This is a genomic window from Vibrio sp. V19_P1S1T109 (genome assembly GCF_002241375.1).
GTDB lineage: Bacteria > Pseudomonadota > Gammaproteobacteria > Enterobacterales > Vibrionaceae > Vibrio > Vibrio anguillarum.
Map to the genome: position 1 here is coordinate 1 of NZ_NDIM01000134.1, position 9592 is coordinate 9592.

Here is a 9592-nt window from a genome sequence, read left to right on the forward strand (position 1 = left end):
CGTCCAATAAGTGTGAGTCCGTCATATATTCACCTAGCCAAGTTAATAATTAATTTTTCTTTAATGTCACAGCCACGCGGCCAATGACTTTTATATCTTCCTCTGCCACTTCTACGGTGGCATTGCCGAACACAACGGCGAGTTTATTAGGAAGCCTTTGAATATGGTTGATCGACATTCGGCCATTCATATCAATTAGGTATTCACCGCTTACCGCATCATTCTGATTTTTATCTACAAGAAAGCGGCCATCGTTCGTTTCGATTTCTATCGTGGTTAACGAATCAAGGTTCCAACTGTTGAAGATGCGCACCGCATAGGGAATTTCGCCCGTATCCAAAAGCTGCCCGTTTGAAAGGCAGAAGCTTTTTAGAATCACAGTTGAATGCTGTGGGTTTGAAAAAGAGGAACTGCTTGGAATGCTATAGCTTGCGCGTAAATCACCAACAGCACCAAGTTCATTTGGTTGGTCTGATTTCAAAGCAAGTTCTTTCATGGGGATATTCTTAGCTAAATGAATTCTCACCATGAGCTCATGTGAGGTTCTATCGTGCGCATTCCATGTCGTAAATGTCGATTTAGGGACATCCAAAACATCACCCAACTCTTCGAGGTTGCGGCATTTAAGAACTCGTTTGAGGTTATCAGTAAATTCTCGCCCTTTAAGGTACTCGAATGGCATGATTTTATTGTTTTTATTCATAGCTAAATAAGACCTAATGTGACAAAGATCTCAAATAAACATCAAGATACCCAAATAAGACCTTGAAAGAATGTCAAATGAGATCAATAATCCTTGTGTGTTCAACATTAAAGCGCCGTTTCTCGCAAAGAACCGCTCTAATTCAACCGTTAAGGATATCACCATGGCAAGCGTACAGATAGCAGTTGATGCTGCATACGTCACAAAAGCAGAGTTTCTACGCCGCACAGGCATTAAACCACGCACTTTCGATAAGTTGTTGTCTGACGGCGACATCCCTATCCGCGAAAAACAAGGCACCCAACGTTTAGTGTTGGTCAACATGGTTAAGTGGGCTGAAGAAGCCGCGCTACAGCAGGTTTAACCATGCGCCTTTCTTCCCTTGTACCCACTAAAACCCACTGCCCGAAATGGCTACACGTGTTCGCACTTGTCGTCATTTTCGTGCCGCCGTTCTTCGCTTAGGAGATTGTCGAACATGGACGCAAACACAACCATGTGCGAATTACGTGAACGCAAACAGCAATCTTACAACGCTGTTTGTTGTGATTTCGCCGTTAACCACAATATGGAATCGCTCGCCAAACGCATTGGCATAAGAAGCGGAACCATGTTGCGGAACAAGCTCAACCCAGAGCAACCGCACGTACTCAACCCTGTAGAACTGGCTTTGCTGTGCAAAGAGTCGGGTGATTACAGCATCCTAAACACCTTGCTGGGTGATTTGGGCGTGGTAACGGCATCGGTACCCGTGGAAGAACAAGCGAAAAGCCTTGTTGAACGCATTCTTGAACACTCGAACCTTGTGGGCCAGCTTTCTGGCAGCGTGTTAGCACTTAGCCACGAACACCGCTACCCGCGCAGCCAAAAGCGCAAAACCTTAGCCACCGCCCAGGCGGCGCTTGGCAACCTCGTTTTGCTGATATCCGATTTAGAAAAACGCACCACAGGCGTATCACCTTTGCTGAGCATGGGTGTTGATTTCGTGATGAACGGTGCAGCCATCCCCGGCTTAGCATAGGAGAAACCACCATGTCAGTTGCAATCCAAAACTTTGAAACCGCATGTCACCAACCTTGCCCGGACATGCCGCACCACAGCCTTAACGCTACGCAAAAGCAAAAGGGGCTAGCTTGCCTGCAACGCGTTCGCGCAGAGCTGCGCGAAAAGCTGCTTGAGCCATTGCGCAAAAAACGCGCAGAGCTGATCGAAAAAGCCAACAGCGAAGACACAACGCAAATGAAGCGCACGCTCATCGCGCAAGAAATCAACCGCCTAGATATGAAAGCGCAACGCATTTTAGACCGTTGGTCGTAACCCAGTTTTAAACGAAATACAGCCTAGCCAAGGCGTCTTTGCCCTCTCGATTTCTGCGGATTGAGGGAGGGCTTTTTTTACATCGATAAGCGTAGGAGCTTTGAAAATGAGTGAAACGAATGAGGCGCGTGAAGCGCTAAAAGTTGCAAAAGAATCCGTTGCTATTGCAAAAGAACTTAACGAAGACACCCGCGAGCAATTGCGACAAACCCGTGAAATGCACGAGATGATGTTAACCAACCAACGCCGTGTTTGCATGGCGTTCAGCTCGTTGTTACCACAGCCAATTCGTATTGAATTCACGCCCCCACTGACAAGCGATAAAATTAAAGATGAAGCACAACAAATTAGCAAAGCGATTGCTAACCGCGATATCTACGATGTTATCCACGCCATCAACGTGTTAGCGCTGTCGAACAATGATGTGATCCAAGTGTTTACTGACCTAGATTGTCATTCGAATTCGTTCAGAGTTTGGGCGGTTCATATTAGCACTGACTGGAGTGATGAAGAGTCGAAAAAAGAAAGGCTATTAAATGAGGACGTCTATCTTTCCATCGAACCTAACCCGCTTAAAAAACTCCTTTTCATCGAAAGCCAATTAACCGAACTCATCATAGAAGCGCGTGAAGCCTCTGAAACAAAAGCTGAGGTGGGAGCATGAGCAAGATAACCGTATCCAAGCCAGTGAAGCAGTTATTAGACGATGTAAAAAACGCACGTCAAAAACGCCAAGAGCTAACCGATCAGCATTCAGAAGCTATGCGAGAAGAAAGAGCCGTATTAGATGAATTATCTAATCTATTGCATTCAAAAGCCTCCAAGTCTGATGAATTTGCAGATTTATTTTTTTCTGAAGCGGGTGTTTTGTACGAAGGTCTCTCTTTCATTTTTGATGACGAAGGTGGACTGATCGTTACGGACGGGCCTTTCGTTGTGGAGGCTGAATAATGGCCAACATCATCACGGTTCACAAAGAAGAACTGGAAGTGATCTTGCGTCATGAAGGGTTCACTACTCGCAAGATAGAACAGTTCTTCCGTGTGTTTAACGTTATCGAATCAAGCCAAGGGCCAATGCTCGAACTCGATTCAACGCGCGCCATGCTCGTTAACGTTAACGGCACAAAACAAGGCTTATGTCTTGAAGACTTCATCACCGCTTGGTGGTGCTTTTGGATTGTTGTTTTCAACCAATCCACCGACAGTGATATGTCACACCAAGCCCTAGGCGCAATCCGCGCACTTTTCTTTGTTTCCGCATGCAACCGCAGCACAAGCCAACACGCATCAATGCAAATGTGGTGGCGTGACTGCGAACCCATCCACGGCCACCCAACCTTAGAGGCAATGTGATATGAGCAACCAAGCCACGCACTGCATTTGCCGCCACTGCCACCGCATCGTTAATGACCTGCTTGTTGAAAAAGACAAGCACGGTTTCAACGTTTGCGTTATTTGCCGCCAATTATCGAAAGGGAACAAGCCATGCAATACGCCGCAGTGATGCTCTGTGCCGATGGCGGCATAGTTCGCCATGAAGAAACGTTTGAGCCTGCCAACGTGCAGGTAGGGGATTTTGAATCAATGGACGCGGCCATCGACCAAGCCTGTTTAGACCTTAACTGCACACACCTGCACAAAGGGGTGATCAGCAAAGGCAAAAACAAAGGCGGTTTTATGGTGGTGACTACTCAAGAGTTGGGGGAAGTATGAAAGAAACTCTATGCCCACACTGCCCAGCGGTGATCAAAGAAAGCGACACCACCTGCACAAGCTGCGGCATGCCAGTTAATCAGAAACACGAGGGGGAAGTATGAAAGAAGAAATCTTAACATTAAGTTCAATGATTGAAGATTATGAATGTCAGTGTATTCGTGAGTGCGGCTCGTTGACTGTTGCTGAGCAATTATTTAACCGTCATTACCCGAATAAATCTAAGCTGAGTTTCGCATATTTTGAATGCTTAAAAGCCGCCATGAAGTCTGGCGGCTCATTGGATGTTGCTGATGATGAGCTTAAAAAATGTCTCCGTCGTTACTCTCTGAATAAATCGCGACGAACCCTGCGTGAGGAGGGTTATCAAGCCGATTAACCATGAGCCAGTCTGTTAATTCATCGTCTAGGTCTTCAAGTGCTTCATGACCATAAACCGTGATGGTTCGGTAGTGAGTGTTGTCACTACCAAGGATGGCGACTTTATATTCTGGAAGGTGTTCATTTGATTCATAGTTTTCGATGAAATCAATGAGTGAATCATCAAATGAAAGAAGGTTATCAGTTTTGTAAAGCTTTGTTTTCATAAGGTGCCGTTGAGTTGAGAAGAATACAACTTATTTAATATCACAAGAAAGTACAAAAAGAGAAATAGCATGATTAATGAAGAACAAATTTTAGAGCGAATTGAATCGCTAGAGAGCAATGTCGCTCTTAGTTATTCAAAAGCGGGGCTCATAGCTCGTCCTGAGCTAGCTCTAAAGCAAATCAAAACAACAGCAGAATTAGATGGGTTGTACTTCTGCTTAGGGAAAAAGAGGCCGAGCTATGCATGTGATGAGCATTCGCAAGCGAGGTTTCGTTAGAGCCATATGTTAGCTTCATCACACTACCAACCCATAAGGCCACAACGCAACATATACATGCGCCCTCTCAATCCAATTGGTGAGAGGGACGCTTGTTTAGCTCATGGGTATCAGCCTGTTGTTATTGAGCCAGACGAGCAAAACTTTATTGAGCGAGATTTATATCAACTCAATCCAGATGATCACGCATGGAGAACCAGTAAAAAATACTTTAGTGATATGCCTATCTACATCACTAAGTATTTTGCAAAACGCTATAAATCTATTTTTTCTGAAAAAGGGAGAGAGGCAGCAAACACCTATCTTCGTGAAAAAATGGAACCAGCAATAGAGCGAGCAAGATTTGTGCTCGCCCAATACAGCCAACTGCCAACCACTCAAAAAATTACTTTGCTCAGCGAAGAAAACGACCTTGAGCAAAGCGATTTTCAGCACCCGCAACCAAAGCAAATCGGCTTTGATTTTGACCGCATCGAACAAAACGCCAAGCCAAGCAAAGAGCGCATCATTGCAGAGCTTGAGCGTGACGAGCTCAAAGAGATGGCATACAAGCTTTCTTGCATCATCAACAAAAAGAAAAGCGTGATCATGGAACAGCATCAACAAGAAACAGGTGAAGAAGTGGACGCCGCATTAATCATCGTTTACGAACTGCTTGCCCAGTTCGTGCGATCGCTTGGCATTAAGCCAGCGCGCAAATACAAGAAGCAAACGCCACTATCAGCCACGACCGATATTCTAAAAATGAGCGATGAAAAGTGGATACTCAATCGCTTAGTGCGTGTGCGTAAAATCATGCGTGAACACCTTGCCATTGCCATGGGCCAAGTGTCTAAACGTGCATCGGCTTACTGCTCATGGGATTGCCTGCGCGAACACAAAGAGCAAAAAGAGAAGAACTGGGAATTCATCAAAAACGGCATGTTGTTTGAAGAAGAGACGGGCGAAGAAGCCGAACTCATGGGCATGGTACTAAAAAGCATTTCTAACCCTGCCATTCTGCGCCATGAATTGATGGCGCGCTGCCGTGGCTATGAAGACATCGGTAATTTGCTCAACCTGCAAGGCATGTTCCTTACGCTGACCGCGCCGGGCAAATACCACAACAATTATCAAAACGGTGGTTTTATTAGCCACTGGAACGGTGCAAGCCCAAAGCAAACCCAAGACTACTTAAACAACGTATGGCAACGCATTCGCGCCAAACTTGGGCGTGAGGAAATCCGCTGGTTTGGCCTGCGCGTGGCCGAGCCGCACCATGACGGCACACCGCACTGGCATTTGCTGTTGTGGGTAAGGCCGCAAGATGCGCTAAGAGTTTCCGACATCTTCATTCGTTATGCAGTAAAAGCCGAAGCGATGGAGCTATTCGATAAGGCCGAGCTTTATTATCCGGTGAACTACAGCGCGCAAAGCTACGTGCTGTCGTATCAAGAAAGAATCGAAAAGGCCAACCGCTTCAAAGTGCCGACCAAACTTTATGCCAAGCATTACCCGTGCGCACTGGCTGACCTGCGCCCAGAAATCGAAATACCCGAGCAAGTCAAAGTGGCGACTATGCGAAACCAAGTCACGTCACTGAACATCAATTACAAAGCCCGTTGTGATGTGAAATTCATCGACCCAAGCCAAGGCACCGCAACAGGCTATATCGCCAAATACATTGCTAAAAATATTGATGGTTACGCAATGGATGATCTCGTTTCAGATGAAACGGGCAAAAGCGTGAAAGACATGGCGAAAAACGTCTGTGCGTGGAAATCCCGCTGGGCTATTCGCCAGTTCCAGTTCTTCGGCGGTGCGCCTGTTACCACTTACCGAGAACTGCGCCGCTACGCCAATTTAGATAAATCCAGCTTTATGGATTACCTAACCCAGTTATCGCGTGAAGAAATGTTAGAGATCTACAAAGAGATGGAGCGCAAGCCAAACAAGAAGTTTGTCGGCCCGCCAATTCCAGATGCTCTATTGAAAGATAAAAAGCGTTTTGATGCAAAGCGCCTGTTCGTGATGCTAAGCGAAAACTATCAACCGAGTATAGAGAACCAAAACGGCAGCGCCGTAGCCGCCATGGAAGCCGCCGATAAAGGGGATTTTCAAGGTTACATCATGGGCCAAGGTGGCCCGTTTGTAGCGCACAAAGACCTAACAGTGAAGAACGTTTACTTAGAGTTGCCGTTTGCCTCGCCGCATGGCGAAACCGTGCGCAAGCTAGAAGGGTTCGACGCTTCCGGCGTGATGGTAAAAACCCGCGTTAAGAATTGGACTATCACCAAAAAGCCAACCACTAAAACTCGCATTGAAAAAGAGTATGAAGTTTTCAAACCAACTGAGAATCCAAACACGTGGAAAATCAGCCGCAAACGCCTTAAGCCAAATGAGACAAACCAAGCTGAAGCGGGGGCTCTTGCTCTTTCTGGCGGCTCTGCCGCCTCTCGGAGTTCTGTCAATAACTGTACGCGGCCCCAAAGCGAACAGGTTAATAGTGATCACGATATAGAGTTAAGCCCGTTAGTTGAATATGAAATAAGTCGGTTAATAAATGAGCATGATTTAACCGAAAGTTTCAGGCAAAACCTGTTGAAAGGGCGTTGGTTAAGGGTAACGGAAGAGAAAAGCGTCAAGCTGCACATTGGCGATGGCGAAAGACGCCCAGACCAAATCGTATACCGCAATGAATTTAAGCCTGATTTAAGTTGGCTAGGCGAGAAAGCCGAGCCAGAGCCGGAAGTTATCCAACTGACGGAAGAAGATGATTACCCACAACCGGATTTATCTATCTTTGCCCACGACGTTCCTGCAGCAACAAGCTGGAGTGAGTACAAAGAAATGATAGAAGACTGGCCATTAGCGTAAGGATAAGAAAATGATACTACCAGGTGAAATTGTTGTAGATAACTTTGCAGGCGGCGGTGGTGCTTCCACTGGCATGGAACTTGGCCTTAACCGCCATATTGATATTGCGATAAACCACGATCCCGCAGCGATTGATATGCACAAAATGAATCACCCAGAAACGAAGCACTATTGCGAATCGGTTTGGGATGTTGATCCAGTCGAAGCATGCGAAGGGCGTCCGGTTGGCTTGGCTTGGTTCTCACCTGATTGCAAGCACTTTTCAAAAGCAAAAGGTAACCGACCTGTAGATAAAAACATTCGCGGCTTAGCTTGGGTGGCAATTCGTTGGGCCGCACTTGTGCCGGTTCGCATCATTATGCTTGAGAACGTTGAAGAGTTTATGACTTGGGGGCCAGTTGTTGAAGCCGAAGAAGGGAAGTTCAAACCATGCCCTGATCGAAAAGGTGAAACGTTCGAGGCTTTTGTAAAAGTACTTACTACTGGATTGGAGAAACAACACCCATCATGGGAAGAAATACGTTATGCACTAGGGGAAACCTTTCCGTATGAAAAACTTGAGAAAGGGCTTGGTTACAATGTCGATTATCGAGTTCTTCACGCTTGTGATTACGGTGCGCCAACCATTCGTAAACGCTTCTTTTTAGTCGCTCGTAATGACAATCAGCCAATCGCATGGCCAGCTCCAACGCACGGCCCGAAAGGTTCAGGACTCATGCCTTACGCGACCGCATCAGATATCATTGACTGGTCAATCCCTGTTAAATCAATTTTCGGACGAAAAAAACCACTTGCCGAAAAAACAATGGAGCGTATCGCAAAAGGTTTGGAAAAGTTTGTATTTGGTACAGATTCACCATTTGTTGTTAACGGCGAATGCGCATTTATTGCCAAGCACTATACAGGCGTTACTGGTTCAGATTTAAGAGAGCCATTAGCGACCGTTACAACGACTGATCATAACGCACTAGTCATGGCGTTCATGACAAAGTTCAGGTCTGGAAGCGTTGGTTATGATATTGAAACGCCAGTTCATACCATCACATCCGGTGGCGAACAAAAAAGACCTGGCACTGCAAACACCCAAGCTCTAGTAACAAGCCATATGGTTAAGCTTCGCGGCACAAATATCGGCCACGCAACAAATGAGCCACTACACACAATTTCAGCCGGCGGGTTACACCTAGGCGAAGTGAGAGCTTTCCTAATTAAGTATTACGGCACTAGCTTCGGTGAAGATCTTAAATCGCCAATTGGCACTGTAACCACAAAAGACCGTTTTGGTTTGGTCACCGTTCATGGAGAGCAATACCAGATCGTCGACATCGGCATGCGAATGCTTGAGCCTCATGAGTTATTTGCCGCGCAAGGCTTCCCTGCTGATTACAAAATTACTCATAACTCCCAAGGCAAGAAAATAAGCAAAGCAAGCCAAGTAGCAAGATGCGGTAATGCGGTATGCCCTCCGGTGGCTCAAGCGCTTGTTGAAGCAAATTTACAAATTAAAACACTAACAGTAGCAGCGTAGGGAACTTAAGCCATGAAACAAAACCATGAAATAGACCAAGAAACCGTTGATGTGGTTTCAAGTCAGTTAGAAGAAAAGTTTGAAGCGTTCGCCGCGAGTGCAGAGCTAAGCGACTTCGAAAAATTATTGGTATTAAAAAACCTCACTTCACGGATAGAAAACAGCATGGCCGTAAAAATGCAAGCCGCGGCGATGTTCAGTGTATTAACCAAGATAGGGAAATAGCCATGCAACTAATCACCGGAAAAACATACCACGCACATCAAGCGGCTTATTCATTTGAAGACCTAAACGGTGAAACAGTCACGTTCGACGAAGTGAACTTCAGCTTTACCGTATTAGAAAAGCCAAAGAAAGTAGTCGCCAATGATGGCGCAACGAAAAAAGTCATCAAACTACCCAAACACCTAGCCGCGCCAAAGTGGCATTGGGTACTCAATGAAACTAAAAACATTCTGCACTGGCTCAATGTTGAAGTTTATGAAATTTCAGGAAAAGAGGTGATGTGATGGAAAAATCAATGAAGAGCCTAGTTAACGCGATGGAATTCATCGTGACTTTCTTTGTCAGTATGGGAGAAGATGAAAAATTATATGTAGTACTAGAT

General features: G+C 45.8%; 14 protein-coding genes. 12 read left to right on the top strand and 2 right to left on the bottom strand.

What is annotated here, in order from left to right:
• Window positions 1-49: 49 nt before the first annotated feature.
• Complete coding sequence (locus tag B9J87_RS06270) at window positions 50-703, bottom strand: helix-turn-helix domain-containing protein (protein ID WP_094149782.1); 654 nt, start codon at window positions 701-703, stop codon at window positions 50-52.
• Window positions 704-866: 163 nt separating this feature from the next.
• Here B9J87_RS06270 and B9J87_RS06275 point away from each other — a divergent pair, with 163 nt between their 5' ends.
• The 7 genes from B9J87_RS06275 to B9J87_RS06305 all read left to right on the top strand — a co-directional run bounded on the left by B9J87_RS06275 (window position 867) and on the right by B9J87_RS06305 (window position 3735).
• The gene (locus B9J87_RS06275) at window positions 867-1067 is read left to right on the top strand and encodes a Rha family transcriptional regulator (protein ID WP_094149797.1); all 201 of its coding nucleotides are present in this window, start codon (window positions 867-869) and stop codon (window positions 1065-1067) included.
• A gap of 114 nt (window positions 1068-1181) precedes the next feature.
• Entirely contained in the window at window positions 1182-1724 is a 543-nt protein-coding gene (locus B9J87_RS06280; RefSeq protein ID WP_094149783.1) for a phage regulatory CII family protein, read from the top strand.
• Window positions 1725-1735: 11 nt separating this feature from the next.
• The gene (locus B9J87_RS06285; RefSeq protein WP_094149784.1) at window positions 1736-2020 is read left to right on the top strand and encodes a hypothetical protein; all 285 of its coding nucleotides are present in this window, start codon (window positions 1736-1738) and stop codon (window positions 2018-2020) included.
• A gap of 106 nt (window positions 2021-2126) precedes the next feature.
• The gene (locus B9J87_RS06290) at window positions 2127-2684 is read left to right on the top strand and encodes a hypothetical protein (protein WP_094149785.1); all 558 of its coding nucleotides are present in this window, start codon (window positions 2127-2129) and stop codon (window positions 2682-2684) included.
• The gene (locus B9J87_RS06295) at window positions 2681-2971 is read left to right on the top strand and encodes a hypothetical protein (protein WP_094149786.1); all 291 of its coding nucleotides are present in this window, start codon (window positions 2681-2683) and stop codon (window positions 2969-2971) included. Before B9J87_RS06290 ends, B9J87_RS06295 begins: the two co-directional genes overlap by 4 nt.
• Window positions 2971-3375, top strand: a complete 405-nt coding sequence (locus B9J87_RS06300; protein WP_094149787.1) for a hypothetical protein — start codon at window positions 2971-2973, stop codon at window positions 3373-3375. Before B9J87_RS06295 ends, B9J87_RS06300 begins: the two co-directional genes overlap by 1 nt.
• Before the next feature lie 132 nt (window positions 3376-3507).
• On the top strand, window positions 3508-3735 hold the full coding sequence (locus B9J87_RS06305) for a hypothetical protein (RefSeq protein WP_094149788.1): 228 nt from the start codon (window positions 3508-3510) through the stop codon (window positions 3733-3735).
• Window positions 3736-4037: 302 nt separating this feature from the next.
• Here B9J87_RS06305 and B9J87_RS06310 read toward each other — a convergent pair whose 3' ends face one another.
• The gene (locus tag B9J87_RS06310; protein WP_094149789.1) at window positions 4038-4322 is read right to left on the bottom strand and encodes a hypothetical protein; all 285 of its coding nucleotides are present in this window, start codon (window positions 4320-4322) and stop codon (window positions 4038-4040) included.
• A gap of 69 nt (window positions 4323-4391) precedes the next feature.
• Here B9J87_RS06310 and B9J87_RS06315 point away from each other — a divergent pair, with 69 nt between their 5' ends.
• From B9J87_RS06315 to B9J87_RS06335, 5 genes are read left to right on the top strand one after another with little or no spacing between them, the layout of a single operon-like run.
• Complete coding sequence (locus tag B9J87_RS06315; protein WP_094149790.1) at window positions 4392-4601, top strand: hypothetical protein; 210 nt, start codon at window positions 4392-4394, stop codon at window positions 4599-4601.
• A gap of 57 nt (window positions 4602-4658) precedes the next feature.
• On the top strand, window positions 4659-7457 hold the full coding sequence (locus tag B9J87_RS06320) for a replication endonuclease (RefSeq protein WP_254918102.1): 2799 nt from the start codon (window positions 4659-4661) through the stop codon (window positions 7455-7457).
• 10 nt (window positions 7458-7467) lie between these two features.
• Window positions 7468-8985 (top strand): DNA cytosine methyltransferase, encoded by a 1518-nt coding sequence (locus tag B9J87_RS06325; protein ID WP_094149792.1) that lies wholly within the window; start codon window positions 7468-7470, stop codon window positions 8983-8985.
• Between the two features lie 12 nt (window positions 8986-8997).
• A complete protein-coding gene (locus B9J87_RS06330; protein WP_094149793.1) occupies window positions 8998-9210 on the top strand; it encodes a hypothetical protein in 213 nt (70 codons plus the stop codon).
• Between the two features lie 2 nt (window positions 9211-9212).
• Complete coding sequence (locus B9J87_RS06335) at window positions 9213-9494, top strand: hypothetical protein (protein WP_094149795.1); 282 nt, start codon at window positions 9213-9215, stop codon at window positions 9492-9494.
• Window positions 9495-9592 lie beyond the last annotated feature (98 nt).

Bases quoted from the DNA above. Each gene is read 5' to 3' on its own strand.
- B9J87_RS06335 (WP_094149795.1), top strand. From the start codon at position 9,213: ATGCAACTAATCACCGGAAAAACATACCACGCACATCAAGCGGCTTAT.
- B9J87_RS06300 (WP_094149787.1), top strand. From the start codon at position 2,971: ATGGCCAACATCATCACGGTTCACAAAGAAGAACTGGAAGTGATCTTG.
- B9J87_RS06285 (WP_094149784.1), top strand. From the start codon at position 1,736: ATGTCAGTTGCAATCCAAAACTTTGAAACCGCATGTCACCAACCTTGC.
- B9J87_RS06280 (WP_094149783.1), top strand. From the start codon at position 1,182: ATGGACGCAAACACAACCATGTGCGAATTACGTGAACGCAAACAGCAA.
- B9J87_RS06270 (WP_094149782.1), bottom strand. From the start codon at position 703: ATGAATAAAAACAATAAAATCATGCCATTCGAGTACCTTAAAGGGCGA.
- B9J87_RS06315 (WP_094149790.1), top strand. From the start codon at position 4,392: ATGATTAATGAAGAACAAATTTTAGAGCGAATTGAATCGCTAGAGAGC.
- B9J87_RS06275 (WP_094149797.1), top strand. From the start codon at position 867: ATGGCAAGCGTACAGATAGCAGTTGATGCTGCATACGTCACAAAAGCA.
- B9J87_RS06330 (WP_094149793.1), top strand. From the start codon at position 8,998: ATGAAACAAAACCATGAAATAGACCAAGAAACCGTTGATGTGGTTTCA.
- B9J87_RS06290 (WP_094149785.1), top strand. From the start codon at position 2,127: ATGAGTGAAACGAATGAGGCGCGTGAAGCGCTAAAAGTTGCAAAAGAA.
- B9J87_RS06325 (WP_094149792.1), top strand. From the start codon at position 7,468: ATGATACTACCAGGTGAAATTGTTGTAGATAACTTTGCAGGCGGCGGT.
- B9J87_RS06310 (WP_094149789.1), bottom strand. From the start codon at position 4,322: ATGAAAACAAAGCTTTACAAAACTGATAACCTTCTTTCATTTGATGAT.
- B9J87_RS06305 (WP_094149788.1), top strand. From the start codon at position 3,508: ATGCAATACGCCGCAGTGATGCTCTGTGCCGATGGCGGCATAGTTCGC.
- B9J87_RS06295 (WP_094149786.1), top strand. From the start codon at position 2,681: ATGAGCAAGATAACCGTATCCAAGCCAGTGAAGCAGTTATTAGACGAT.
- B9J87_RS06320 (WP_254918102.1), top strand. From the start codon at position 4,659: ATGCGCCCTCTCAATCCAATTGGTGAGAGGGACGCTTGTTTAGCTCAT.